This window comes from Streptomyces sp. NBC_01591 (genome assembly GCF_035918155.1).
In the GTDB taxonomy this organism is placed as follows: domain Bacteria; phylum Actinomycetota; class Actinomycetes; order Streptomycetales; family Streptomycetaceae; genus Streptomyces.
Genome location: NZ_CP109327.1, coordinates 7,569,845 through 7,595,303 on the forward strand (window position 1 = coordinate 7,569,845; position 25,459 = coordinate 7,595,303).

Annotated in this window: 18 protein-coding genes and 2 pseudogenes; 9 read left to right on the top strand and 11 right to left on the bottom strand. The window is 68.6% G+C overall.

What is annotated here, in order from left to right:
- Positions 1–338 precede the first annotated feature (338 nt).
- Positions 339–1,811: an amino acid permease gene (locus OG978_RS35090; RefSeq protein WP_326769079.1), complete on the bottom strand. Its 1,473-nt coding sequence runs from the start codon at positions 1,809–1,811 to the stop codon at positions 339–341.
- 263 nt (positions 1,812–2,074) lie between these two features.
- Positions 2,075–2,398 (bottom strand): annotated as a pseudogene (locus OG978_RS35095) (sphingomyelin phosphodiesterase); the annotation flags it as partial.
- A 222-nt stretch (positions 2,399–2,620) separates the two neighbouring features.
- On the opposite strand from OG978_RS35095, the gene OG978_RS35100 reads away from it, so the two are divergent.
- Genes OG978_RS35100 through rbsD form a run of 5 tightly spaced genes read left to right on the top strand, consistent with a single transcriptional unit; the run spans position 2,621 to position 8,558 of the window.
- Entirely contained in the window at positions 2,621–3,637 is a 1,017-nt protein-coding gene (locus tag OG978_RS35100) for a LacI family DNA-binding transcriptional regulator (protein WP_326769080.1), read from the top strand.
- Entirely contained in the window at positions 3,634–5,208 is a 1,575-nt protein-coding gene (locus OG978_RS35105; RefSeq protein WP_326769081.1) for a sugar ABC transporter ATP-binding protein, read from the top strand. The genes OG978_RS35100 and OG978_RS35105 overlap by 4 nt, the downstream gene beginning before the upstream one ends.
- Positions 5,198–7,171, top strand: coding sequence for an ABC transporter permease/substrate-binding protein (locus OG978_RS35110; protein WP_326769082.1), 1,974 nt, complete (start codon positions 5,198–5,200; stop codon positions 7,169–7,171). Before OG978_RS35105 ends, OG978_RS35110 begins: the two co-directional genes overlap by 11 nt.
- 44 nt (positions 7,172–7,215) lie before the next feature.
- Complete coding sequence (locus tag OG978_RS35115; protein WP_326769083.1) at positions 7,216–8,172, top strand: ribokinase; 957 nt, start codon at positions 7,216–7,218, stop codon at positions 8,170–8,172.
- Positions 8,169–8,558 (top strand): D-ribose pyranase, encoded by a 390-nt coding sequence (rbsD, locus tag OG978_RS35120; protein ID WP_326769084.1) that lies wholly within the window; start codon positions 8,169–8,171, stop codon positions 8,556–8,558. The genes OG978_RS35115 and rbsD overlap by 4 nt, the downstream gene beginning before the upstream one ends.
- A gap of 15 nt (positions 8,559–8,573) precedes the next feature.
- Here the strand turns inward: rbsD and OG978_RS48420 are convergent, their stop codons facing one another.
- Positions 8,574–8,702, bottom strand: coding sequence for an SMI1/KNR4 family protein (locus OG978_RS48420; RefSeq protein ID WP_442817859.1), 129 nt, complete (start codon positions 8,700–8,702; stop codon positions 8,574–8,576).
- Positions 8,699–8,800 (bottom strand): annotated as a pseudogene (locus tag OG978_RS35125) (class F sortase); the annotation flags it as partial. The gene OG978_RS48420 and the pseudogene OG978_RS35125, both read right to left, overlap by 4 nt.
- Positions 8,801–9,017: 217 nt before the next feature.
- Here OG978_RS35125 and OG978_RS35130 point away from each other — a divergent pair.
- Together OG978_RS35130 and OG978_RS35135 are read left to right on the top strand one after the other, a co-directional pair.
- Positions 9,018–9,977: an ATP-grasp domain-containing protein gene (locus OG978_RS35130; RefSeq protein ID WP_326769085.1), complete on the top strand. Its 960-nt coding sequence runs from the start codon at positions 9,018–9,020 to the stop codon at positions 9,975–9,977.
- The gene (locus OG978_RS35135; RefSeq protein ID WP_326769086.1) at positions 9,974–10,813 is read left to right on the top strand and encodes an ATP-grasp domain-containing protein; all 840 of its coding nucleotides are present in this window, start codon (positions 9,974–9,976) and stop codon (positions 10,811–10,813) included. The genes OG978_RS35130 and OG978_RS35135 overlap by 4 nt, the downstream gene beginning before the upstream one ends.
- On the opposite strand, the gene OG978_RS35140 is transcribed toward OG978_RS35135, so the two are convergent.
- The 3 genes from OG978_RS35140 to OG978_RS35150 form a co-directional block, all read right to left on the bottom strand.
- Positions 10,801–12,948, bottom strand: a complete 2,148-nt coding sequence (locus OG978_RS35140; RefSeq protein WP_326769087.1) for a UvrD-helicase domain-containing protein — start codon at positions 12,946–12,948, stop codon at positions 10,801–10,803. The genes OG978_RS35135 and OG978_RS35140 overlap by 13 nt on opposite strands.
- A 45-nt stretch (positions 12,949–12,993) precedes the next feature.
- Positions 12,994–14,592, bottom strand: coding sequence for a serine/threonine-protein kinase (locus OG978_RS35145; protein ID WP_326769088.1), 1,599 nt, complete (start codon positions 14,590–14,592; stop codon positions 12,994–12,996).
- A 174-nt stretch (positions 14,593–14,766) separates the two neighbouring features.
- The gene (locus OG978_RS35150; RefSeq protein WP_326769089.1) at positions 14,767–15,246 is read right to left on the bottom strand and encodes an ATP-binding protein; all 480 of its coding nucleotides are present in this window, start codon (positions 15,244–15,246) and stop codon (positions 14,767–14,769) included.
- Positions 15,247–15,389: 143 nt separating this feature from the next.
- Between OG978_RS35150 and OG978_RS35155 the strand changes: the two genes are divergently transcribed.
- Complete coding sequence (locus tag OG978_RS35155; RefSeq protein ID WP_442817860.1) at positions 15,390–16,247, top strand: helix-turn-helix domain-containing protein; 858 nt, start codon at positions 15,390–15,392, stop codon at positions 16,245–16,247.
- Positions 16,244–16,450, top strand: a complete 207-nt coding sequence (locus OG978_RS35160; RefSeq protein ID WP_326769090.1) for a DUF397 domain-containing protein — start codon at positions 16,244–16,246, stop codon at positions 16,448–16,450. The genes OG978_RS35155 and OG978_RS35160 overlap by 4 nt, the downstream gene beginning before the upstream one ends.
- 76 nt (positions 16,451–16,526) lie before the next feature.
- Here the strand turns inward: OG978_RS35160 and OG978_RS35165 are convergent, their stop codons facing one another.
- The 4 genes from OG978_RS35165 to OG978_RS35180 all read right to left on the bottom strand — a co-directional run bounded on the left by OG978_RS35165 (position 16,527) and on the right by OG978_RS35180 (position 25,379).
- Positions 16,527–19,706: a type I restriction endonuclease subunit R gene (locus OG978_RS35165; protein WP_326769091.1), complete on the bottom strand. Its 3,180-nt coding sequence runs from the start codon at positions 19,704–19,706 to the stop codon at positions 16,527–16,529.
- Complete coding sequence (locus OG978_RS35170) at positions 19,703–20,995, bottom strand: restriction endonuclease subunit S (RefSeq protein WP_326769092.1); 1,293 nt, start codon at positions 20,993–20,995, stop codon at positions 19,703–19,705. Before OG978_RS35170 ends, OG978_RS35165 begins: the two co-directional genes overlap by 4 nt.
- Positions 20,992–23,106 carry a type I restriction-modification system subunit M gene (locus OG978_RS35175; protein ID WP_326769093.1) on the bottom strand — a complete coding sequence of 705 codons (2,115 nt, stop codon included), beginning with the start codon at positions 23,104–23,106 and terminating at the stop codon, positions 20,992–20,994. The genes OG978_RS35170 and OG978_RS35175 overlap by 4 nt, the downstream gene beginning before the upstream one ends.
- Positions 23,107–23,195: 89 nt before the next feature.
- Complete coding sequence (locus OG978_RS35180; RefSeq protein ID WP_326769094.1) at positions 23,196–25,379, bottom strand: N-6 DNA methylase; 2,184 nt, start codon at positions 25,377–25,379, stop codon at positions 23,196–23,198.
- Positions 25,380–25,459: the final 80 nt, after the last annotated feature.

Here is a 25,459-nt window from a genome sequence, read left to right on the forward strand (position 1 = left end):
GAGCCGCATGGTGCGGGTTGCTGAACACGCACTTCCCGAAGCACGTCGAACCCTGAGCCTCTTCTCGGAGCGTGCCTGCAAGGGAAGTTGGGGTCATGGCAGGTAGGCGCGAGCGACTACGATGCGGAGTTCCGTGAGGGGTGTGCGGATCGTCATGGAGACCGGGAAGGCGATCGGCGTAAGCGCAGTCGATTACGAAAGCAACGGATTGGGCCTCCAGCCTGGGCGGGTGACGTACCGGGCCAGAAGCTTCATACCGTCGCAGAGCCCGGGGTCTTTTGCGTAAGGCCCCCGTGGGAGCGTGTTCGCGCTTCCATGGGGGCCGAAACCGGCGCCTTTCACTGACGAAGATCAAGCATCCTGGCGCGCCCGCGAAGGTCATTCACCCGTCCACGGACCACGAACCAGCCGCCGACCAGCGCCGCCGCGATCAGCGGCAGGCACAGCACGGTCGTACGGCCCACTCCGCCGCCCCACCACATCAGGAACACGACACCGGCGAGGAATGCCAGCGTGACGATCTGCGTGTACGGGGCCCAGGGCAGCCGGTACGAGGGGCGGGTGACCCTGCCGTCCTGCGAGCGGTGCCAGAACAGCAGCGAGCAGAGCATGATCATGCCCCAGGTGCCGAGGATACCGATCGACGCGAAGTTGAGGACGATCTCGAACGCCTGACCCGGCATGACGTAATTGAGCACGACGCCGAGTACACCGAAACCGGCGGTCAGCAGGATGCCGCCGTAGGGCACCTGGCCCTTGTTCATCCGGCCGGTGAACTTGGGCGCGGAGCCCGCCAGCGCCATGGAGCGCAGGATGCGCCCGGTGGAGTACAGACCGGAGTTCAGGCTGGAGAGCGCCGCGGTCAGCACGACCAGGTTCATCACACCGGCCGCGCCCGGGACACCGAGCTTGTCCATGACGGTGACGAAGGGGCTCTGGTCCGCCGAGTACGAGGTGTACGGCAGCAGGAGGGCCAGCAGCACCACCGAACCGACGTAGAAGAGACCGACACGCCACATGATCGAGTTGATCGCCTTGGGCATGATCTTCTCGGGGTTCTGCGTCTCACCCGCGGCGACGCCGCACAGCTCGACGGAGGCGTACGCGAACACGACGCCCTGGATCACCATCAGCAACGGGATCATGCCGGTGGGGAAGATGCCGCCGCTGTCGGAGATGATGGATATGCCCGGCGTGTGACCGTCCACCGGGTGCTGGGTGACCACCAGGAAGATGCCGATGAGCATGAAGGCCACCAGGGCGGAGACCTTGATGATCGCGAACCAGAACTCCATCTCACCGAAGTACTTCACCGAGATGAGGTTGGCGGTGAGGACGACGGCAAGGGCGATCAGCGCGAGGATCCACTGCGGGATGTCGCTGAACATCGCCCAGAAGTGGGCGTAGGTGGCGGCCGCGGTGATGTCGGCGACGGCGGTGGTCGACCAGTTCAGGAAGTACAGCCACCCGGCCGCGAAGGCGCCCTTCTCGCCCATGAACTCCCGGGCGTACGAGACGAAGGCGCCGGAGGAGGGCCGGTAGAGGACCAGCTCGCCGAGCGCGCGGACGACGAAGAAGGCGAAGACACCGCAGACCGCGTAGGCAATGGCGAGGGAGGGACCCGCACCGGCCAGCCGCCCGCCCGCGCCCAGGAACAGGCCGGTGCCGATCGCGCCGCCGATGGCGATCATGTTGATGTGACGGGACTTGAGGTCCTTGCTGTAACCGGCGTCGCCGGCGTCCCGGTGGGGGGAGCTCGTCGCCGGTGGGGCGGCGGCGAGCGTATCGGCCGCAGTGGTGCGGTCACTCATGAAGGAGATTCGCCTTTGTGAGGGGAGGGTGGGCGGTCCCGGCCATGACCGGCCAGAGAGTCGTCACCGTGGCGCGGCTCGACGACACATCATCCGGGATTCCTGCGATTCTGTCAGTGCCCCACAACACTGAGGAGTGAATCTGAGGTACTTCAGAGGTTACGGGCTGGTAATCAAGGGGGCGTGTCCCGGTGCGGCCGGGGCAGTGGGGGTGCCGCCGACCGGGGAGCTCGTGGGGGAGGGGCCGTCGGGGTGCCGGTGCCGGTGCGCATCTGCGCCGCCTCACCCCCGCCCCGCAACCCCGCTCGGTCACCTGCGCGTCCGTCCCCACCAAAGGGGCCCACGTTCAGCTCGGCATGGACAAAGCCCCTGTTGGGCCACCGGTCGCTGCCGCAGGCGTCCTTGTGGATGTACTGCTCCTTGCGGACGATCGGCCACTTGCTCAGTACGGTGACGCCACCGTCCTCCGGAGTGGTGGCCGAGCAGGCGCCGCCCGTGGCGCCCCGGCCGCTCCTGTTCCAGCCCATCACCGGTGTCCGGTGGTACGGGTATTGCGCGGATGCGCTCCGTGTCGGCGCGTCCGAGGCGGGCCGGTGCCGCTGCCCCGAGCCGCCCCGCCCGGCGCCGGGTGTGCCGCCCCGGACCGTGCCCCGGCTCCCTCTGTGTCCTTCGTCACGATCCGGTCCCTGGTGCCCTGTGAGGTCTTGTTTTCGGCCATGTAATCGATTCCAATCATCGCTGTAATCGATTCCACGGCTCTGGGTCGCTGGTTTCGAGGCTCACGGAAACCACAAGGAGGTGGTCCGGACATGACGAGCATCAAGGACGTCGCGGCACAGGCGGGAGTCTCCGTCGCCACGGTCTCCCGTGTTCTCAACAGTCATCCCTCCGTCAGCCCGGACGCGCGGACACGAGTCCTCGCCGCCGTCGACGCCCTCGGCTACCGGCCCAACGCCGTCGCCCGTTCGCTGCGCACCGATCAGACGCGCACCCTCGGCCTGGTCATCAGTGATGTGCTCAATCCGTACTTCACCGAACTGGCCCGCTTTGTCGAGGAGGAGGCCCGCGCCCTCGGCTACAGCGTCATCATCGGCAACGCCGACGAACGGCCGGAGCTGCAGGACCACCACGTCCGCACGCTCCTCGACCGAAGGATCGACGGGCTTCTCGTCTCTCCCGCGGACGGCGACTCCCCGCTGATGGCGGATGTGGCACGCGGCGGTACCCCGATGGTCTTCGTGGACCGCTGGATGCCCGGTGTCGACGTCCCCGTCGTACGCGCCGACGGCCGCCACGCGATCCGGGACCTGGTCGCCCATCTGCACGCGCTGGGCCGCCGCAGGCTCGCCATCATCGCCGGCCCCGCGGCCACCACCACGGGCAACGAGCGCGTCGAGGCCTTCCGCGAGGCACTGCGTGCATACGAACTCGCCCTGCCCGACGTCTACATCGGCCAGGGCGACTTCCAGGCGGACAGCGGCCGACGCGTCACCGAGCGCTTCCTCGCACTGCCCGAGCCGCCCGAGGTCGTCTTCGCCGCCGACAACCTGATGGCGCTCGGCGCGCTGGACGCCATCCGTGCGGCCGGCCTGCGTGTCCCGCAGGACATCGGGCTCGCCGCCTTCGACGACATACCGTGGTTCGTCCACACCGACCCGCCGATCACGGCGATCGCCCAGCCGACCGGCGAACTCGGCCGCGCCGCCGTCCGCGCACTGGTCGACATCGTCGAGGGCCGGTCGCCGCAGTCCGTCACCCTTCCCGCCCGCCTCGTCGTACGCCGTTCCTGCGGCGAGCCCGCTTCGGACCAGAGGAGCAACTTGTGAGCAATCCGGACGAGTTGCTGCGCATCGAAGACGTACGCAAGACCTTCCCCGGCGTGGTCGCGCTGGACAGTGTGGACTTCGACCTGCGCAGTGGTGAAGTACATGTCCTGCTCGGCGAGAACGGAGCGGGCAAGAGCACACTCATCAAAATGCTCTCCGGCGCCTACCGCCCGGACAGCGGCCGGATCTTCGCCCAGGGGTGCGAGGTACGGATCCACAGCGCACAGGACGCCGAACGGCTCGGAATCGCCACGATCTACCAGGAGTTCAACCTGGTACCCGATCTCACGGTCGCCGAGAACATCTTCCTCGGCCGGCAGCCGCGCCGCTTCGGGATGATCGACCGGCGTCGCATGGAGGCGGACGCCGAGGTGCTCCTGCACCGCGTCGGCCTGCACGTCTCGCCGAAGGCCAAGGTCCGTGAACTGGGCATCGCCCGACTGCAGATGGTGGAGATCGCCAAGGCGCTCAGCCTGGACGCACGCGTCCTGATCATGGACGAGCCGACCGCGGTGCTCACCTCGGATGAGGTCGACAAGCTCTTCCGGATCGTGCGGCAGCTGCGTCAGGACGGGGTCGGGGTCGTCTTCATCACCCACCACCTCGAAGAGATCGCGGCACTCGGTGACCGGGTCACGGTACTGCGCGACGGCCGGAGCATCGACCAGGTGCCTGCCTCGACCCCCGAGGCGGAGCTCGTACAGCTGATGGTGGGACGCAGCATCGACCAGCAGTACCCCCGTGAACGCCCCGAAACCGGGAGCCCGTTGCTGTCCGTGCGCGGACTGACCCGCAACGGCGTCTTCCACGACATCAGCTTCGAGGTGCGGGCCGGAGAGGTGGTCGGTCTCGCCGGTCTCGTCGGCGCGGGCCGCACCGAGGTCGCCCGCGCCGTCTTCGGTGCCGACCCCTACGACGGCGGCACCGTCGACGTGCTCGGCGAGCGGCTGGCCAAGCATGACGTCACTGCCGCGATGGGCGCCGGAATCGGCCTCGTGCCCGAGGACCGCAAGGGGCAGGGCCTGGTGCTCGACGCCTCGGTGCAGGAGAACCTCGGCCTGGTCACCCTGCGCTCGGCGAGCCGCTCCGGGCTGGTGGACCTCAAGGGGCAGCGCCTGGCCGCCGCCCGGATCGCCGAACAGCTCGGCGTACGGATGGCGGGTCTCGGTCAGCACGTCCGTACGCTCTCCGGTGGCAACCAGCAGAAGGTCGTCATCGGCAAGTGGCTGCTCGCCGACACCAGAGTGCTGATCCTCGACGAACCGACCCGCGGTATCGACGTCGGCGCCAAGGTCGAGATCTACCAGCTCATCAACGAACTGACAGCATCGGGCCACGCGGTTCTGATGATCTCCAGCGATCTGCCCGAAGTCCTCGGCATGAGCGACCGGGTGCTGGTCATGTCCCAGGGCCGGATCGCCGGAGAGCTCCCCGCGCACGAAGCAACCCAGGACGCCGTAATGGCCCTCGCCGTGAGCGCGGCCCCCACAACACCTTCCGCAGCATCGCCCACAACAACTACGGCAGCAGATCCGACTGTGAACGAAGAGGAGAGCCCCCGTGGCCACTGACACGCTCAAGAGCAATACGGGCGCCAGTGGCGCCGCAGGGCGCACGGTCCGCCGGCTCCTGCTCGACAACGGCGCCCTGAGCGCCCTGGTCGTACTGCTGGTGGCGATGTCGCTGCTCTCCGGCGACTTCCTGACCACCCAGAACCTGCTGAACGTCGGTGTACAGGCCGCCGTCACCGCGATCCTCGCGTTCGGTGTCACCTTCGTCATCGTCTCGGCGGGCATCGACCTGTCCGTCGGCTCGGTGGCCGCGCTCTCCGCGACGGTCCTCGCCTGGTCGGCAACCTCCGAAGGGCTGCCGGTCTGGCTGGCGCTCGTCCTCGCCATCGCCACCGGCATCGCCTGCGGCTTCGTCAACGGGGCCCTCGTCTCGTACGGCAAACTGCCGCCGTTCATCGCGACCCTGGCGATGCTCTCCATCGCGCGAGGCCTGTCCCTGGTCATCTCCCAGGGGAAGCCGATCGACTTCCCCGGCTCGGTCTCCGTGCTCGGCGACACGCTCGGCGGCTGGCTGCCCGTGCCGGTCCTCGTGATGGTCGTGATGGGACTGATCGCGGCGCTGATCCTGGCCCGCACCTACATCGGCCGTTCGATGTACGCCATCGGCGGCAACGAGGAGGCGGCCCGGCTCTCCGGACTGCGGGTCAAGCGGCAGAAGCTGGCCATCTACGCCCTCTCCGGGCTCTTCGCCGCGGTCGCGGGCATCGTCCTCGCGTCCCGGCTGACCTCCGCGCAGCCGCAGGCCGCGCAGGGGTACGAGCTCGACGCGATCGCCGCGGTCGTCATCGGCGGCGCCAGCCTCGCCGGCGGTGTCGGCAAGGCGTCCGGCACGCTGATCGGCGCGCTCATCCTCGCCGTGCTGCGCAACGGGCTGAACCTCCTCTCCGTGTCCGCCTTCTGGCAGCAGGTCGTCATCGGTGTCGTCATCGCCCTCGCGGTGCTGCTGGACACCCTCCGCCGCAAGGCCGGTTCCGGAGCCGCCACACCGGGCGGTTCGTCCGCCGCACCGGGCTCGCCAGGATCCGGCCGCAAGGGAGCGGGAGCGGTCAAGTTCGGAATCGCCGCACTGTGCGTGGCCGTCGTCGTGGGCGCGGTGTCCTACTTCAACTCCGGCTCCTCCGGCGGCAACACCAAGGTGGGCATGTCGCTCTCCACGCTCAACAACCCCTTCTTCGTGCAGATGAAGGCGGGCGCGCAGGCGGAAGCGAAGACGGCCGGGGTCGACCTCACCGTCACCGACGCGCAGAACGACGCCTCGCAGCAGGCCAACCAGCTCCAGAACTTCACGAGTTCGGGCGTGAAGTCGATCATCGTCAACCCGGTGGACTCGGATGCGGCGGGCCCCGCCGTCCGCGGCGCCAACAAGGCGGACATCCCGGTGATCGCCGCCGACCGGGGCGTCAACAAGGCACAGACCGCCACGCTCGTGGCGTCCGACAACGTCGCCGGTGGCCGGCTCGCGGCCAAGGCACTGGCCGACAGGCTCGGGGGCAAGGGCAGCATCGTCATTCTGCAGGGGACGGCCGGCACTTCGGCCAGTCGCGAGCGCGGCGCGGGCTTCGCCGAGGGCCTCAAGGCGTACCCGGGAATCAAGGTCGTGGCCAAGCAGCCGGCGGACTTCGACCGTACGAAGGGCCTGGACGTCATGACCAACCTGCTCCAGTCCCACCCCGGCATCACCGGTGTCTTCGCCGAGAACGACGAGATGGCGCTCGGTGCGGTCAGGGCACTCGGCAGCAAGGCGGGCAAGTCGGTGTCCGTCGTCGGATTCGACGGAACCCCGGACGGCCTGAAGGCGGTCGAAGCGGGCACGCTCTACGCGTCCGTGGCCCAGCAGCCGAAGGAGCTGGGAAAGATCGCCGTGCAGAACGCGGTGAAGGCCGCAGAGGGCAAGAAGGTCGACAGCATGGTGAAGGTGCCGGTCAAGGTCGTCACCAAGAACAACGTCGCCGACTTCTCCTGAACAGCGCCCCCTCGCGCAGCGTCCGACCTCGGAAAGCAGGAACAATGCACCTCAACGACCACGACCGGTACGACCTGCTGGTCGTAGGCTCCGCCAACGCCGACCTGGTCGTCGGCGTCCAACGCCGCCCCGTACCCGGTGAGACCGTGCTCGGCTCCGATCTGGCCGTCCACCCGGGCGGCAAGGGCGGAAACCAGGCAGTCGCCGCCGCCCGCCTCGGGGCCCGCACGGCACTGCTGGCCCGGGTCGGTGACGACGCCCATGGCCGCCTGCTGCTGGAATCACAACGAGAGGCGGGCGTCGACACCACCGGCGTCCTCGTGGGCGGGGCCCCTACCGGCGTCGCGCTGATCACCGTGGACCCCTCGGGTGACAACAGCATCGTGGTGTCGCCGGGGGCCAACGCCCGCCTCACCCCGGAGGACATCCGGGCGGCCGGCCCGCTGTTCGGTGCGGCCCGGGTCGTCTCCGTACAGCTGGAGATTCCGCTGGAGACGGTCGCCGAGGTGGCCGGTGCGATGTCACCCGGTACCCGGCTGGTGCTGAACCCGTCCCCGCCCGCGCCCCTGCCCGACCACGTGCTGGCTGCCTGCGACCCGCTGGTGGTCAACGAGCACGAAGCGCGCTACATGCTGGGCGAAGCCGCAGGCACCACGCCCCAGGAGTGGGCGCGAGCACTGCTCGGACTCGGTCCGCGGTCGGTCGTGGTCACGCTGGGGGCAGCCGGAGCGCTCGTCGCGGACGGCCGCACGGGCGATGTCGTACCCGTACCGAGCCTCAGGGTCGAAGCCGTGGACACGACCGGGGCGGGCGATGCCTTCACGGCCGCCCTGGCCTGGCGGCTCGGCCTGGGCGAAGAGCTCACGGATGCGGCCGCGTTCGCCGTGAGGGTGGGGGCGGCAGCCGTCACCAGGCAGGGCGCGCAGGCGTCCTTCCCCACGGCGGATGAAGTCCCGGCCGCAGAGGTAGTCGCGACCGCAGAGGAAGTCCCGGCCCCGTGAAGAAGGCAGGAATTCTCAACCGCCACCTCGCCGGGGCCCTGGCCGAACTGGGCCACGGCGACGGAGTGCTGATCTGCGACGTGGGCATGCCCATCCCGGCCGGCCCCCGCGTCGTCGACCTGGCCTTCCGCGCCGGCGTCCCGTCGTTCGCCGAGGTGCTCGACGGCCTGCTCGACGAACTCGTGGTGGAGGGTGCGACAGCAGCATACGAGATCACGGAGGCCAACGCGGAGGCCGCGCATCTCCTGGACGACCGTCTCCCCGGACTCGTCCACGTACCCCACGACGAGCTCAAGGCACTCTCGGCGGGAGCCCGGCTGGTGGTACGGACGGGGGAGGCGAGGCCGTACGCGAACGTGCTCCTGCGGTGCGGGGTCTTTTTCTGATTGCCCGAGCTGCCCTCAGAACGATGAAACCAGTTTCTGACCGACGATTTCTTCGTCGGTCACCTCTCCACCGTTCTGCTCCAGATAGAAGTCGCGGAATGATTCGGGCAGCGAACACCGAAACTGTTCCTCGAAATCCTTCAGCTCCGGTTCGCGTAGACGATGAGATTGTCCACCGGGTGGCCCTGGGCATCGAAGGCGCCGTCGCAGGTGATGAGGCGCAGGGTGCGTGCGTCGGTGGCGCGGACGGGGGAGGCACGGCCGTACGCGAAGGTGCTGCTGCGGTGCGGGTCTTCTTCTGACGAGAACAGCCGGCGAAGGAACGGACGATCAGTAACGCACGGCCGAGGTCGCTTTGGGGCGGGCGTGACGTAGCGTTGACCTTTTGGCGGTGCTCGAAGGAGCACCGCGAGGCACCGTTGTGCCCCCATCAGCTGTGGGGCACCGAGGGGTTTTGGGATGAAGCTCTGCTTCCTCGTCGAAGAGCTGTACCGGCATGACGGCATGCCGCTCGACGTCGTCCGGCAACTGACGTCGTGGGGACACCAGGTGGACGTGGTGCGCCCTGGCGGCTCACTCCTGCGGATATCGGAGGAGGTGCGGGCGGGGACCCACGACGCCTGGGTACTCAAGACCGTGTCCGGCGGCCCCGGGCTCACCCTGCTGGAGGCCGCGGCGTCGGTGGGCCTGACCACGGTGAACGACGCGCGGTCGATCCGCGCGGTCCGCGACAAGGTCCTCACCTCGGTCATCGCGCGACAGCACAGGCTGCCGGTCCCGGTGACCTATTCGGCACCGAGGGCCACGCTCTTCGCGGACGTGCCCGAGGAGCTCTTCCCCCTGGTGGTCAAGCCCGCCGACGGCAGCTCGGGGCGCGGGGTGCGGCTCGTGTCGGCCCCCGGGCGGCTGGCTGAGGCGGAGCAGGCGGACGAGGGCCAGCTCATCGCACAGCCCTACGTGTCCAATCCGGGCTTCGACCTGAAGGTCTACTGCCTCGCCGGCGAGTTCCACGCAACCGTGCGCCGCTCCCCGCTCCACCCGGACGCGTCGGTCGACGCGCGGGCCGTCCCCCTGCCCGCCGAGGTGGCCGCGGTGGCGGCGAAGGTGGGAGCGGTCTTCGGCCTCGATCTGTACGGCATCGACGTGGTGCTCGGCCCGGACGGCCCCGTGATCGTCGACATCAACGACTTCCCGAGCTTCCGCCAGGTCCCGGACGCCGCGTCCCGGTTGGCCGGAGCCGTCCTTGAGTTGGCCAGGACCGGCGGCGCGGACCGGAAGGGCGCGTTCGCCCCTGCCCCGCGCATTCCCATGCAGCCGGAGATCTCGCATGGGCGGCCCCATCCGCACCCCGCCGCCGGCCTCGGCCCCGGGACCGGAGCGGGGATGGTGGCAGCCGTGCCGGAAGGCGCGCAGATATGAGGGTCTGTGTCCTGACCGACAAGCCGGATCATCCGCTGCTCGCCGCGGCCGCCTCCGCGCTGACCGAGGCGAAACACCGGGTGACGTTCCTGAACCCGGACACCGGAACCGGATCCCCGTCGCAACTGGTGGCCCCGGACGATCTCGCCGATGTCTACCTCCTCAAGGCCCACACCCCCCGGGCACTCGCGCTGGCCCGTTTCCTCGAAGGGCTCGGCGCCCGGACGGTGAACTCCGCTGCCGCGACCGGGCTGTGCCAGGACAGAAGCCGGATCGCCGCCGTGGCGGAAGGCGCCGGTCTGCCGATGCCCCGGACACGGACCCTGGACACACTGTCCGAAGTCCTCCACGGAGCGGAGCTGCCGGAGAGCGGCTATCCGCTCATGGTCAAGAGCCGCCACAGCCGCCGCGCGGACCTGGTCGCCCGCGTGGACGGCCCGGCCGGGCTCCGGGCCCTTGCGGCAGAGTGGTCCGACGAGCCCGTCGTGCTGCAGGAGTTCGTCGCGAACAGCGGCTGGGACCACAAGCTCTGGGTGATCGCGGGAGAGGTATTCGCGGGCGTGCGCCCCGCACCGGTGGGCGCACCGCCGGACGGAGCGCGGTCCACGCCGCTGGTCCGCGACCTGCCGCGGACCTGGACCCGTCTCGCCCTGCGCACGGGAGACGTCTTCGGCCTGGACGTCTACGGTGTCGACCTGCTGGACCGCGCGGGGGCGCCCGTCGTCGTCGACATCAACGCCTTCCCCGGCATCCGCGGCCCGAAAGGCGCCCCAGAGGCGCTGGCAGCCCTGGCACTGGGGCGCCCCCGCCCCGGCTCTCCCGCCTACGAGGCCTGAGACACCCCGGCCTCCACCAGGAACTCGCTCGGCGTACCCGACCACGACACATGCAGTCCGTCCCGGGCCCGTGTGCACGCGACGAACAGCAGGCAGCGTTCCGCCAGCAGGTCCGATTCGTGCTGGAGCCGGTCGATGTCGGCCGGGGTCACCGCACGCGGGTACGGCAGCGCACCACTACTCACGCCGATGACCGCGACGCACCGGAACTCCAGCCCTTTGAAGGAGTGCATCGTGCCGACCTGTACGGCGTCCGCGTCGGAGGGCGCATCGCCCCGCAGGCGCGCGGCCGGGATACCCGCGGCCTTGAGACACTGCACCGCCTTGTCGCAGTTCTTGTTGAAGCGGGCGCTCACCCCGATCTCACCCGGGGAGATCCCGCTGTCGAGCCAACCACGGACGCGTGCGACGAGCGCGTCCATCTCGGCTTCCTCGGAGTCCGCCCCGTACGCCTCGGGTCCCTTGCCGTGCAGGGCCGAGCGATAGCCCAACAGGGTCTCGTTCGCGGAGTCGTCCGCCAGCTGCTCGAAGGGCCGGCCGACGAGCAGGGCGGTGGACCAGGAGAGGATCTCGTGCGTGGAGCGGTAGTTCTTGCGCATCTTCGCCGACCGGCCGGCCACCCTGATCCCGACGGCCTTCAGCGACACCTTCGAGTCATAGATGCGCTGATGGGGGTCGCCCGCAATGAAGAGATCGTCGGGACGGGCCGGAGCCGCCGCACGCAACAGTCGCCACTGCGCGGGGTGCAGGTCCTGCGCCTCGTCGACGACCACATGCCGGTATCGCGGACCACCGGCCTCCAGCAGATCCGCTGCCTCCGCGCACGTGCCGAGGTAGGTGCGGAGCCCGTCGACGGTGAGCCGATCGGTGAACTCCTCGATCGTGCGCCACACCAGGGCGCGGGCCGACGTGGGCAGCCCGCTGCCTCGTCCGCGCCGCTCGCAGCCCTCGTACTCCTTCAGGGTCCGCAGATTCTGCGCGAGGACGACGTGCTTGTACTCCTGCCCGAGGAACTGCGCCGTGCCGGTGTACCCGGTGGCCTTCGCGGCCTGCGCCCACCGAGTCTCCTCCTCACCGCCCCGGAGCGGCCGCCGCGAGGTGGACACGACACGGCCTGCGAACGCGTCGACAGTCATGATGTCCACCCGGTCGCGCAGCGTCTCGTCCTCCACCAGGGTGGCGAGCCCGTTCCGCAGCGCGCCCACCAGGGCGTTGGTGTACGTGGTCAGCAGGATGCGGTCGCCGTCACGCAGGTACCCCAGCAGATGGCGTACCCGGTGCAGCGCGACGACAGTCTTGCCGGTCCCGGGACCGCCGGTGACCTGTGCGGGCCCGGAGTACGAGGCCCGGTAGGCGACCTTGTGCTGGGAGGGGTGCAGAAAGACCCGCCAGGCCGCGAACGGTTTGTCGAGGATGTCGCGCAGCTCCTCGGAAGCGGTGACGAGTGCGATTCGGGTGCGGGTGCGGTGGATGGCGGTCGCGAAGTCGCCGGTGTCCACGGGCGTGGTGTCGGCGGGTGCGGCGGAGAGGCTGACGGACACCACGTCCCGCCAGACCTCCTCCACGGTGAAGCCCGCGGCGAGATACTCGAGGACTTCACGCTGGTCCTGCGGGAAGTACGGCGCGAAGACCTCCAGCTGTTCGAGGTCGGTGAGGGCACGGGCCTGGCGCAGGGTGGTTTCGTCGATGCCGAGCGCCGCCAGGTCCCCGTCGGACACCTTCGCGAACAGCCGCCGGTCGGGAGCGGGTGCGATGCGTTCGTATGCGGGGGTGAGCTCGTCGAGCATCGCGATGTCGCGGATCTCGACGGCCCGGGTGACCGTGTTGATGCTGGCCTTCTGCTTGACGGCCCAGTCGATCGCCTTGTCGTGCGGCATCACGCGCAGCAGCACGTAGGTGTCGCCGCTGTCGGGTGCGAGGACGACACCCCGCGTCCCCTGGTCGATACGGATGGTCCGGATATGAGGATCACGGGCGCGCTTCAAGCTCTCCAGCTTGAGCCCGGGATCCTTGAACAGCTGGTCCAGAGTGAGGCGTTCGAACTTCTCCCATGCGTCGAACACCCCCTGCTTGACACTGCCCTGGAGCTTGCCGAGCTGGGCGCAGAAACCGACGTCGAACGCGAGGTGGGGCATGGGGCGGACTCTCCGGGAAAGCGGGCGGGATGGCGGAGACAGGGGTCAGGCGGCCGGGCCGTCGAGATCGAGGCCTATCAGTGCCAGCGCCTCGCCGACCTCTTCGGTCATCTCGTCGCCGGGTCCGAAGACCAGACACAGGTCGTCGTGCAACGGCCGAAGAATCCGATGTGCCTCAACCGCCTGCCCCTGGGCGAGCAGCAGCATCCCGATGTCGCGACGCAGCTCGACGGCTTCCTCGCTGAGATCGCCGTCAACGGTCCGCACGACGTCGAGGAGGCCCCGCAGCGCGGAGAGCGCGTCGGTGACCTGGCCGAGTTCGGCTCGGCACCGCGCGGCCTGGGCGCGGCAGGCGCGTGCGGGCTCGCCGGTGGGGCCGTCGGTGCGTGCGTACGCGTCCGCCAGCGCGTCGAACTCGGGGAGCGCCGCCCGGTAGTCCCCGCCGAGCAGCTGGATGGCGGCCCGGCGGGTCCGCAGCTCCAGGACCTTCCGGTTCTCTGCGCCGAGCGCGCGTGCGGCCGGCTCGATGATCTCTCCCAGCACCTCGGCGGCCTGCGCGAACCGCTCCTCGTCCAGGAGCGCGTCGGAGTGCGCGTACGCCTCGTCGATCTCCGCACGCAACTGTGCGGGTACGGGTACGGGAACGGGCGCGGCCAGTCCGGCAGCCGGATCGGCGGCCACCGGCGCGGACCGGCCCGCACCCGCGCGGGCGCGGGGCGCGTACGGGTTGCGGAAGAGCCCGGTCGGGTCGGGCACCCCCGCCGGTCCGGCTTCGCCGGGCCCGGGCATCCGGCCGGGCGGCGGCAGGAACGGCCGCAGCCGCTCGTACACCTCCTGCACATCGGCGGGCCGGGCCTCGGGGGCCTTGAGCAGCAGATGCAGGACGAGGTCCTCCAACTCCTGCGGCACCTCGGGACGCAGCACCCGCAGCGGAGTGGGAGCGGCGTTGACGTGCTGGTACATCACCATGTACTCGCTGTCCGCCGTGAACAGCAGACGTCCGCCGAGCAGTTCGTGCAGCACGCAGCCGAGCGCGTACAGGTCGGTCTGCGGAGTGGTCCGCCCGCCGCGCACCTGCTCGGGCGCCATGTACTGGTAGGTGCCGATGGGGGTGCCGGTCGCGGTCAGCTTGGTGACGTCGGTCCGCAGGATCGCCGCGATCCCGAAGTCGAGGACCTTCACCGTCCCGTCGCGGGCGACCAGGACGTTGCTGGGTTTGAGGTCGCGGTGGATGACCGGCACGTCGTGCGCGTACGACAGTACGGTGGCGACCTGCGCCGCCACCGCCACCGCCCAACTGACCGGAAGCAGCCGATCCGGGTGGATGTACGCGGACAGTGACACCCCGTCCACCAGCTCCATGACCAGGAACAGCCGCTCGTACGTGTCGTCGAGCACCGCGTCGTACACCTGAGGCACGCCGGGGTGCTGGATACGCGCGGTGATACGGGCCTCACGGCGGAAGCGCTTGGCGAACTCCTCCGCCAGCTGCGGCGAGCCGCCGACGGCCTGCTGCCGGATCAGCTTCACGGCGACGGGCCGGTCGAGCACGGCGTCGTAGCCGCGCCACACGTCTCCCATGCCGCCGTTGTCGAGCGGCTCCAGGAGCTCGTACCGACCTGCGATCGGCTGCTGCTGCGGCACATTGCCCCCGTGTGTGCGTGTGCTGGCCGGTGTGCACGGCTGGACCGGCTTTCGGCGTGGTGGAGGGCAAGTGTCCCTGGTGGGGCGATCTTCAGTCCAGCGGCGGCGGCACGGACGCGCTCGGGGCGCCTCTTTCCGGTCATGGGGCGCCCGGGGCGGGGTGCAACGGTCGGCCTACGGCGAGGGCGCCACCGGGACGCCCACGGAACACACGGCCCACACTGTTTTGCCCGGCCCGTCCGTGCGCGGATACCAGCCCCAGCGATCCGCGAGTGCGGCCACCAGGAGCAGGCCGCGGCCTCCGCTTGACGAGTCCGACGGGTCGGCGAGGGCAGGGGCCCTTTCGCCGCGGGTGTCGGTGACCTCGACGCGGATGGTGGCGCCTTCGGCGGACAGGCGGAGCCGGAAGTCGCGGCCGGGCACCAGGCCGCGACGTACGGCGTTGGCGCTCAGCTCGGCGACGACCAGCGTCACCATGTCGTGGGTGTCGCTGCCGTACGGGATGCCCCACGCGTCGAGCCGCTCACCGGCCAGGCGCCGGGCGAGACGGGCACCACGCGGCGTGGAGCTGAAGCGCATCGAGAAGTGGTGCCAGGGGAACCGGGGTTGGTTGGTGCGAAGGGGGCGCACGGGGATTGGCGAATTGCTGGTCATGGGGCCACGGTGCCGTTCGGCGGCGTAGCGTGACCAGAGGTGACGCGCCGTCGCGGACTGCTTGTACGCGGGGGCGTTCGGCATGTACGTGCGTGGGACAGGTGGTGGCGATGACGGTGACGCGGGGCGACGAGGACGCGGACATGGGGGCATGCTCGGGACCGGGCTGGGGTGCGGAGTCCGGGAAGCGGCCGGAGGACGAGCCGGGGTCCGGAGTGATGATCGCGTTCGGGCAGCAGTTGAAGCTGTTACGTCTGCGGGCCGGGCTGGACCGGACGGAGTTCGGCAAGCGGGTGGGTTACGCGGCACAGTCCATTGCGTCGTTCGAGCAGGGACGGCGGATTCCGCAGCCTGAGTTCATCGACAAGGCGGACGTGGTGCTGGACGCTGGCGGCTTGTTGATCGCGTTGAAGAAGGAGGTTGAGCGGGCGCAGTATCCGCCGTTCTTCCGGGACGCGGCACAGTTGGAGAAGAAGGCTGTGGAGCTGTGTGCGTACGACACGCACATGGTCAAGGGCCTGCTGCAGACGGAGGAGTACATGCGCGCGGTGCTCGCCATGCGTCGACCGCTGCTGGACGAGGAAACCATCGAACTGCGAGTGGCTGCACGCCTGGCGCGACAGGAGATCTTCAACCGTTGGCCTGCTCCTCTTCTGAGCTTTGTGATGGAGGAGTCAGTCCTTCGAAGGCCACTCGGAGGCAGGGAGGTTTTGCGAGGGCAGCTCGAACAACTCCTTTTGCTCGGCCGGAATCGCAACGTAGAGATCCAAGTGATGCCGCTCGACCGAGAGGACAACGCGGGTGTGGACGGGCCATACACCGTGATCACTCGCAAAGGCGGGGAACAGTTCGTGTACATGGAGGTCCAGGGGCGCAGCAGCCTGCTGACTGATCGGGACGAGACGCGGCTGGCCGCAGCGCGCTATGGGATCATCCGGAGTCAGGCTCTCACTCCGCGAGAGACTCTGGGATTCATCGAGAAGTTGCTGGGAGATCTATGAACACCCCCGATACTCCTGCCACGCGGGAGCTGGCTTGGTTCAAGAGCAGCTACAGCGGGGCGGAGGGTGGCGACTGCGTTGAGGTTGCTGCCGCAGCCACACACGTGCACATCCGTGACTCGAAGCAGCTCAGTGGCCCCGTGCTGACCGTGCGAACCGAGGCGTGGGCAGGGCTGGTGGAGCTGGCCCGGACCACCAGCTGAGGCCCCGAGCCAGCAGGAGGGTCCCGACCGCGCCGCACAGGCGTAACGGCGGGACCCTCCCGTGTGTGGCGGGGGGCTACTCGTCCACGCCCTCTTCGCGGCGGATCATCCGCCAGGCAGCCCGGCGGGCGCTGCGGTCGAGGCTGGACTTGAACCCCTTGTCGGGCCCGAAGTACTGCCGCCCCATGCCGGCGATTGTGTCGATGTGGTCGGCCATCTTGTCGGCGAAGACCTTGTCGAAGACCTTGCCGAAGTTGTCCTCGTCGTTGGCGACGGCTGCCAGCCGGACCTTCTTGTCGGCCTTGGCCTCGTTGAAAGGCTGGATGACGTCCTGCTCGGTGAAGTCGGTGCCGAACTTGGCGTTGAACTTCTCGATCAGCTCCGACAGCAGCGACTTCTCGGCCTCCGCGGCGCCACCCGTGCCCTCTCCGAACCCCTTGAGTTCTGCCGGACCTTCGGAAGTGAGCGACTTGTCGTGCTCGCCGGTCTTCTCCACTCGCAGGTGGCTGAGGTCGACCTCGCCTATGTCGACGCCACCGTCGGCGCGGCGCGGAAGCCGGTTGAGGAGGTAACGGCCGTAGAGGTGCAGCCGTTCCAGCTCGGTGTCGCGGTAGGGCACGATCTGGGCGAGGAACCCGTACTTGCGCACGTAGTCGTTCAGGTCGGCGCGGAAGTCCTCGGCAGTCTCGACATCGTCGTCCTCCTCGCTCTCAAGGAGTGGCGTGAACCGTGCGACTGCGGGGGACAGCAACCGGTACAACTCGGCGTGCAGCTTCTCCCACTTGGCCTGCGAACCGGCCGCCTTCTCCTTCGCGCCGAAGTACGCGGCGGCGAACTCGTCCATCTCCGTCTCGGAGATGATCGGCGCCGACATGACTCGGCTCTGCGCGGTGTAGAGCAGGTTCGGGTCGGAGGGGAGCGTCGTCGCCTCCTCGAAGTACGGTCGGAAGGCGTCCTGTATGTCCTGAGCGTCGTTGGCGAAGTCCAGGACCGCGAGGTCGGCCTGGGACTTGCGATCGGCGGTGCGGTTGAGACGGGAGAGTGTCTGCACGGCGGAGATGCCGGTCAGTTTCTTGTTGACGTACATGGTCGTCAGAAGCGGCTGGTCGAAGCCGGTCTGGTACTTCTCCGCGACCACCAGGATCTTGTACTCCTGCTGCCCGCGCCCACCGGCCGCCACGGCCTTGTCGTCGGCACGGGTGTACGCGAACGCCTTCGGTAGCGCGCTCTCGGCGATCCCGCCGTTCTCCTTCGGCTCGGTCGTCTCCTCGTCGTCGATGGTGAGCGAGCCGGAGAACGCGACCAGGACCCCCAGGTCCGGGTACTGGGTGTCGTACTCCTGATCCTTGATGTAGCTCTTGATCGCCCGTGCCATCTGTGCGGCGGACTGCCGCGAGGCCGTCACCACCATGGACTTGGCGCGGCCTCCGAGCCGGCCGCGGGAGTGTGCGAGGAAGTGCTCGACGATCACCGTGGCATGCTGTGAAACGGTGTGCTCGTGGGTCAGCGCGTACCGGGCGAGCAGTCCGTTGGCCTTGGAGGGGTCGACCTCGCGCTCGTCCGGGTTCTGGTTCACCAGCTTCCAGTACGTGTTGTACGTGACGTAGTTCCGCAGCGGGTCGAGGATGAAGCCTTCCTCGATCGCCTGGCGCATGGAGTACGTGTGGAAGGGGCGGTAGACATCCTTGCCGTCCGCGGTGTGTTCCGTGCCGAAGAGTTCGAGCGTCTTGGCCTTCGGTGTGGCGGTGAAGGCGAAGTAGGAGAGGTTCGCGGCCTGCGAGCGCTCGGTGGCCTTCTTCCTCAGCTTCTCGTCGACGGTGACGGCGGTTGCGCCCTGATCCGCCGAATCGGAGTCCAGACCGAGGTCACGGAGCACGGCCCGCACGTCCGTGGCGGCACCACCGGACTGCGAGGAGTGCGCCTCGTCCACGACGATCGCGAAGTTGGTGCCCTTGATCTCGGTCGGGTTGCGCACGATGTAGTCGATGAGCGCCGGGAACGAGTGCAGGGTGACCGTGACGATCTTCCCGGCCTCGCGTGACAGGGCCTGGGCCAACTGCTCGCTCTTCGCCCCGTTCCTCTCGTCGACCTTCACGACCAGGCCCTCGGTCTGCGAGAAGCTGCCGACGGTTTCCCGGAGTTGGGCGTCAAGGTTGCGGCGGTCGGTGATGACGATGACCTTGTCGAAGACGGGCGCGCCCGGCTTGAGGCGGCCTTTCTCCACGGCTTCCGGGTCGAGTACGCGCGGATCGGTGTCCGCGTGCAGATCGCTGAGGCGGTGAGCGAGCCATCCGATGGTGTTGGACTTGCCGGAGCCGGCGGAGGCCATGACGAGATAGTTCTGGCCGACGCCGTGGGTCGCCGCGTGCGCGGTCAGCTTCTTCACTACGTCCCACTGGTGGAAGCGCGGGAAGATCGTCGACTTGGTGGTGCCGCCGCCGGGTGTCTTGGTCTTCTGCTGATGCACGTAGCGCTGGAGCAGGTCGAGCCAGTTGTCGCGCGCCCAGACCTGTTCCCACAGGTAGGAGGTGGCGTACGTGCCGTACGCGGTCGGGGCCGGGTTTCCGGCGCCACCGGGCAGGCCAGCGCCGTTGGAGCCGGTGTTGAAGGGGAGGAAGCGCGTGTTCTGGCCCCGGAGCTGCGTCGCCACGAAGACGAGATCCGGGTCCACGGCGAAGTTCGCGATGACGCGGCGGGTGAAGATCAGCTCGGTGGGATCACGGTCGGTGCGGTACTGCTCCTTGGCCTGTTCGACGCCCTGCCGCGTGAGCGGGTTCTTCAACTCGGCCGTGGCGACCGGGATTCCGTTGAGGAACAGAGTCAGGTCGAGCTTGTTGCCCCAGTCGGCCTGCTTGGTGGCGTAGACGAGTTCGCGTACGACGGTGAGGCGGTTGGCGCGGTATCCGTCGAGGACGGAGTCATCGGCGACGAGGTTTGGCTTGAAGTAGGCGACGCGGAGACGGACGCCCCGGTCTTTGACGCCGTTGCGGAGGACGTTGAGCAGGCCGTCCTCGTTGATCGCCTTGTCCAGGCGCCGGGCGAAACCGTACTGGGCGTCGTTGACGTTGTTGCCGTAGACGGCGAGCAGTTCGTTCCACTCGTTGATCTGCGTCTCGCCGAGGAAGGTGAACAGTTCGTTGGTGTCCAGCCCGATATCGGCCTGGTAGTCCTCGGGCTGCGCCTCGCGCCAGCCGCGCTCGGTCATCGCGGCGACTATGGCGTCCCCGAAGGCGGATTCGCTGTGGATGGGGCTCACGGGTGGACTCCGTCCGTTACGTTGCGGCCACTGGCGGTGGAGACGTCGAACTGGCCGGTTACGGCGGCGGTGATGAGGGCCTGGCGGCGTTCAGTCACCAACTTGCGATGCTGCGCCACGCGGGACCTCAAGGTTTCGTGCGTTGCCATCGCTCGGCCAGCTTCCTCGGCCAAGTCTCGCTGGCGGGATGAGCTGGGGGTGGGTACCAGAACCCGCTTTAGGTCCCAAATATTGATGCCCTTGATTGTGGCGCCTGTCACACGCCGTTGGATTTGATGAACGACTAGAGGGGATTCGAGAGCAAGTCGCAGCCAGTTGGCGTTCGTGGAAGGTCCGATGGAGATTCGGGCTGCATCTTGGGTGAGGTTGGCGCCGGTCAGCTCGGTCGGGACTACTGCAACTTCACCGACACTCCCGCGAATGGCAATGACTAGGTCTCCACCTGCAAGTCGCGATCTTGCATATCCGGACTCGATCTGATGAGTCGTCCGGTTTAGGGTTTCGATTGAAAGGCGGTTCGCGGCGACATCCCCGCCCTTCACGATAGGTACGCCGTCAGCCACGTTCGGTCCAGGCAACACGATCCCATACATGATCTGCCGGAGTTGGTTTGTGAGATACATGAGTGGAGTCCATCCCCACCCTGAGGGCAGGTCGCCTTGCGCCTGTTGGGCACCCGCGTTGAGTAGCCTCGCCAGAACGGCGCGCTCGCGCTCCCGTACATCCTGCTCGAAGCGCTGAAGTGTAGCGGTGAGCTTTGACATGTGGGCGGTCTCGGCATCGAGGAAATCGGCGATGCGGCGCTGCTCCTCCTGCGGCGGCACGGGGATCTCCAAAGCGCCGAGCTTCTCGCCTGTAAGGTGCCGGATCGTGGCTTTGTTGCACAGGACGTCCAGCCACTCACTGCTATGGAGAGCACGCACGACGTACCCGAGGTAACGAGTATCGGAGCCGTCGATCGGCCGCGCCCGGTGCACCGACTTTTCGAAGATGAAGCCTTTAGGGCCGTCGTAGATAGCCGCCCGCCCGACGTCGCCTCCCTCACAGATCAGCAGGTCTCCGGGGTGAACTGCCAATTCGCGGCGCTCTATTGGCGTTGCCCACATGCGAATGCTGTGATTGGGCTGAATCCCCTTCCATTGGATCGACACAGACTTAAAGTAGGGAACCTCGGTATCTGTCTCACTGGAGGGAGATGCCTGAAACATCTTGCCGAGCGTGATCTCAAAGGCGTACTTCGCTGCTGTAACGGGATACCGGACCTCGCCAAGCCAGGGAATGCTTGTCATTCCGTTACCTCCCCGAGGAGCTCCTGGATCTCCGCCTCAAGCGCCTTCAGTTCCGCGTCGATCTCACCCAACGGCCGTGGCGGCTCATACACATAGAAGTGCCGCGTGAACGGAATCTCGTACCCCACCTTCGTCTTCGTGTGGTCGATCCACGCATCTGCCACGTGCGGGTGGACCTCCCGCTTCAGGTAATCCTCGACGTCCTCGCCCAGCGGCACGTTCTCGTAGTCCCGCAGTTCGCCGTCCGGTTCCGGCTGGCCCTTGACGGTCTGGACCTCGCCCTCCGGGTCCCGTACCCCCACCGTGTCCCGCAGTGCCTTCGTGAACGGCGCACCGGTCGGGCCCTGCACGCCGGCTTCCGCCATCGCGTTCCGTACCGCCACCTGCGACTCGGACTTGGTCGCCCACTTCGAGCCCAGCAGCGGGCTCAGCGCGTCCGCGAGCAGCTTCGCCTCGACCGCGGCTAGCTCCAGGAACTGCGCCTCTTCCTCATCCGTCAGTTTGCGCCGGTTTTTGGCCTTCGCCGCCAGCTCCGGCTCGCGCGGCAGGAAGCGCTCCTCCGCCCACTTCTGCACCGGCTTCGACGCTAGCAGCGCCGCCAGCGTCTCGTCCGTCAGCTCGAACCGCAGTTTCAACGGCCGTTCCACCGTGATGCGCTGGTAGCCGAACGCCGAGTTCTCGAAGACCTTCACCTTGCCGTGCAGTGGGTGTTCCGCATCCGCCGCAGCTGCCACCGCGTCCCCGTACAGGCGGGTGATGTCGGCGATGTGGTTGGGCTTGTTGCCGGTTCCGTCGCCGAGTTCCTTGCGCTTGTCGCCGAGGGACTTGCGCATCTTCACCCACTGGTCGCGCGCGTCCAGCAACACGACCTTGCCCTTGTGCTGGGCGTCCTTCCGGTTGGTCAGGATCCAGAAGTACGTGGAGATGCCTGTGTTGTAGAAGAGTTGGTCCGGCAGGGCGACGATCGCCTCCAGCCAGTCGTTCTCCAGGATCCAGCGGCGGATCTCCGACTCACCCGAGCCGGCCGCGCCGGAGAAGAGGGGGGAGCCGTTGAAGACGATGGCGATGCGCGAGCCGCCCCCGCCGTTCACGTCCACCGGCTTCATCTTCGAGATCATGTGCTGGAGGAAGAGGAGCGAGCCGTCGTTGATGCGGGGCAGGCCCGCGCCGAAGCGGCCGGAGTCGCCGAGGTTCTTGTACTCGTACTCGACGTCCTCCTTGACCTTCTTCCACTCCACGCCGAACGGCGGGTTCGCAAGGAGGTAGTCGAACTTCTCCCGCGAGTGACCGTCGTCCGAGAAGGAGTTGCCGAAGGCGATGTTCTCCGGGTCCTGTTCCTTGATCATCAGGTCGGACCGGCAGATTGCCCAGGATTCCGGGTTGAGTTCCTGCCCGTACACCTCCACCGTGGCGTCCGGGTTCAGGGCCTTGATGTGCTCCTCGGCCGCGCTGAGCATGCCGCCCGTACCGCACGCCGGGTCCATGACCGTACGCACGACGCCAGGCAGGCTCAGCGCGTCGCCATCCGGGGCGATCAGCAGGTTGACCATCAGCTTGATGACTTCGCGCGGGGTGAAGTGCTCACCCGCGGTCTCGTTGGACTGCTCGGAGAAGCGACGAATCAGCTCCTCGAAGATGTAGCCCATGTTGTGGTTGGGCACGACCTCGGGGTGCAGGTCCAGGTCGGTGAACTTGCCCATGACCTGATAGAGCAGGTTTGCGCTGTCGAGCTTTCTGACCTGCTGATTGAACTCGTACTTCTCCAGGACCTCGCGGGCGTTGTCCGAGAAGGAGCCGACGTACCGCTGAAGGTTCGCCGCCGCGCCCTGAGGGTCGCCGACGATCTTCTTCAGAGTCAGGTCGCTCTTGTTGTAGAACGAGTGCCCCGACGCCCGGCGCAGGAAGTGGTCCGTGTCGATGTCCTGGCCCTCGAAGCGGGCGGCCGTCTCGGCGACCTTGTCGCGCGTCGGCTCCAACACGCACTCCAGGCGGCGCAGCACCGTGAACGGAAGGATGACCTTTCCGTAATCCGACTGCTTGTAATCGCCGCGCAGAAGGTCGGCGACGGACCAGGCGTGGTTCGCCAGCTCCGTGTGCTTGCTGCTGTTCAAGGGATTCCCCGGTTTCCTTTCGGACCCGCCCACCCCAACCGGAGCGGGTTCGGACAAGTGTGATGGATGCGTGAAGGTCGTAGTGTCGTTCAGGCCGAATCGATGGAGGCATGACCGGGCGACGACGGGACCAGCCCGCCCCCCGTCAGCCCGCCCGCCAGCAGGCGTGCCGTCTGCTCGGCCAGCTCCGTCGCGCGCTGCGCCTCGGCCCGCAGCTCGTGGACGCGGCGGAACGCCTCCCCGTACCGGCGCTGTTCCTCCAACGGCAGGAGGGGCACGCGTAGCCGCCCCGGACTGACGTGCAGGATCGTGCTGCCTGTCGACGCGCCGGCGATGTTCTCCTCCGCGCCCAGGAAGCCCGCGAGGAACCACGGGTCGAGCCGCGCGGGATCGGGCCGGAAGAGGTGCACCTGCCGACCGAGGAGTGCCCCCTCGTCCGACTTGCCCGCCACCCGCACCATCGGCCCGCTGCCGCCCGCGACCGACCGGACGAGTACGTCGCCCGCAATGATCACCGGGGTGGAGTCCGGGCGCAGCCCGGACGGGTCGCCGGTCGGGCCCGTGCCGCGCGCGATGTCCGCGCCCGTCAGGACGGCGGTGGCTGTCGGTACGGAGGGTGCGTCCTGCGGCTCCTTGGGCTCCTTCGCGTCGGGGGCCGTGCGCAGCAGGGCGAGCGCGCCGCCCCGTGCCAGGTCGGACGCCGTTGCCGTACGCCACTCCCGCGCGGCCGGTCCGGCAGCCTGCCAGTCGGCGTGACCCGCGGCCCTGCCCAGGGACTCGGCGGAGGCGATGAGACGCCGGCGGCTGTCGTCCGTTTCCCGGGCGAGCTCCGCCGGTTCGATGTCGGTGCGGGAGAGACGTACATACCGGGCGGGGGAGAGATCGACGAGGTCACCGATGAGGTCGACCACCGGGACCGCGCGCGCGATGCCAGGGTCGTCGGTGAACTCGTCCGGGGCGTCCGTGAAGGCTGCCCACGCGGTGAGTACCCGGTCCGTCAGGGCCGACCAGTCCAGGGAAGCCCGGCTGCCGCCCCGTGTGGCCGAGCGGGGCCCGCTCCCGCGAGAGTCGGCCTCCATGACGCCCCCGGCCCGCACCGTGTCGGGGTCCTCGGACGTATCGACGAAGAGTACGGATCTTCGCTCCGGGCCGCTCGGGTCCGGCCGTTGCAGGACCCAGATCTGCAGCCCCACGTGCAGCGGGGCCGCTGCTCCGGCCGGCAGGGCGATGACCGCGCGCAGGGCTCCGCTGCGTACCAGTTCCATCCGTACGCGGCGGCCCGACGCACGGGAAGCGGTGGCGGGCGGCAGGATCAGGACGGCGTGACCGCCCGGGACGAGGTGGGCGAGTGCGTGCTGGACCCAGGCCAGCTCGGACTCGGCGCGCGCCGGCACACCGTATGCCCAGCGGGGGTCATAGGCCAGCTCGTCGTGGCCCCAGTCCCGGTCGCCGTAGGGCGGGTTGCACAGTACGGCGTCGACGGCGAGCCCCCCGAAGGCGTCGGCGCGGAGGCTGTCGCCGGTGCGGACGGTCACCGTGGCGTCCGGGGCGGTCAGCATCAGGGCCACCGCGCTGCGCCGGGCCTGGACCGGCACGCTGTCCTGGCCGTACAGCTCCGTCGCGCCCCGCCTGGCGGCCGCCGTGAGCAGCGTTCCACTGCCGCAGGCCGGGTCGAGAACGCGGGACAGCGGACCTGGCACGAGCCGGGCCGCGAGATCCGTGAGCGGGACGGGGGTCCGATAGGTGCCGCTGGTGGCACTGTCCTCCAGCTCCCGCTCCGCCAGCACACTCAGCGCCGCTTCGCCGCCCTCGTCACGCACGCACCGGACCAGAGCCCGCAGCGCCGGGGCGTCACCGGCCGAGAAGCGGGCGGCCTCCGCGCCGGGGACGGTCTCCGCGAGCGCCGAGACCGCGCCGTTCGCGTGGGCGGCGAGATCGGCGTCCGGCAACTCGGTCAGGGCCGTCAGCTCGTCCGGCGTGCGACGGGCGGTGGTGAGGACGAGGGGGAGGAGGTGTGCTGCTGCGCCACTGCTCTGCGGGTGCAGCCGCAGCGAGGTGCGCAATTCCTCCAGCGGGCTGACTGCCGCGGTATGCCCCCGGGCGTCCAGCCAGGCGCGCACGGCCGGTAGGTCGTACAGGGGGCTGCTCTCGGTGCCTCCCGAAGGGGCGGGGAAGTCGTCGTGACGTCGGCGCCAGTTGCTGACAGTGGCGCGTGTGACCCCCGCGATGCGTGAGATCTCGGCGGCTGTCACCTGTGCGGATGGCTGGGGCATGGCGCGAGTCCTGAGCCTCTCGGTAGGGAGCTGTTAACAAGCTACACCAGCCGTCAAATCCCGCAAGCTGTTTGACAGTG

Excerpts from the sequence above, each read along its gene's own strand:
- OG978_RS35140 (WP_326769087.1), bottom strand. The coding sequence starts at position 12,948 with ATGCCCCACCTCGCGTTCGACGTCGGTTTCTGCGCCCAGCTCGGCAAG.
- OG978_RS35155 (WP_442817860.1), top strand. The coding sequence starts at position 15,390 with ATGGGGGCATGCTCGGGACCGGGCTGGGGTGCGGAGTCCGGGAAGCGG.
- OG978_RS35115 (WP_326769083.1), top strand. The coding sequence starts at position 7,216 with ATGCACCTCAACGACCACGACCGGTACGACCTGCTGGTCGTAGGCTCC.
- OG978_RS35180 (WP_326769094.1), bottom strand. The coding sequence starts at position 25,379 with ATGCCCCAGCCATCCGCACAGGTGACAGCCGCCGAGATCTCACGCATC.
- OG978_RS35130 (WP_326769085.1), top strand. The coding sequence starts at position 9,018 with ATGAAGCTCTGCTTCCTCGTCGAAGAGCTGTACCGGCATGACGGCATG.
- OG978_RS35150 (WP_326769089.1), bottom strand. The coding sequence starts at position 15,246 with ATGACCAGCAATTCGCCAATCCCCGTGCGCCCCCTTCGCACCAACCAA.
- OG978_RS35170 (WP_326769092.1), bottom strand. The coding sequence starts at position 20,995 with ATGACAAGCATTCCCTGGCTTGGCGAGGTCCGGTATCCCGTTACAGCA.
- OG978_RS35160 (WP_326769090.1), top strand. The coding sequence starts at position 16,244 with ATGAACACCCCCGATACTCCTGCCACGCGGGAGCTGGCTTGGTTCAAG.
- OG978_RS35135 (WP_326769086.1), top strand. The coding sequence starts at position 9,974 with ATGAGGGTCTGTGTCCTGACCGACAAGCCGGATCATCCGCTGCTCGCC.
- OG978_RS35090 (WP_326769079.1), bottom strand. The coding sequence starts at position 1,811 with ATGAGTGACCGCACCACTGCGGCCGATACGCTCGCCGCCGCCCCACCG.
- OG978_RS35100 (WP_326769080.1), top strand. The coding sequence starts at position 2,621 with ATGACGAGCATCAAGGACGTCGCGGCACAGGCGGGAGTCTCCGTCGCC.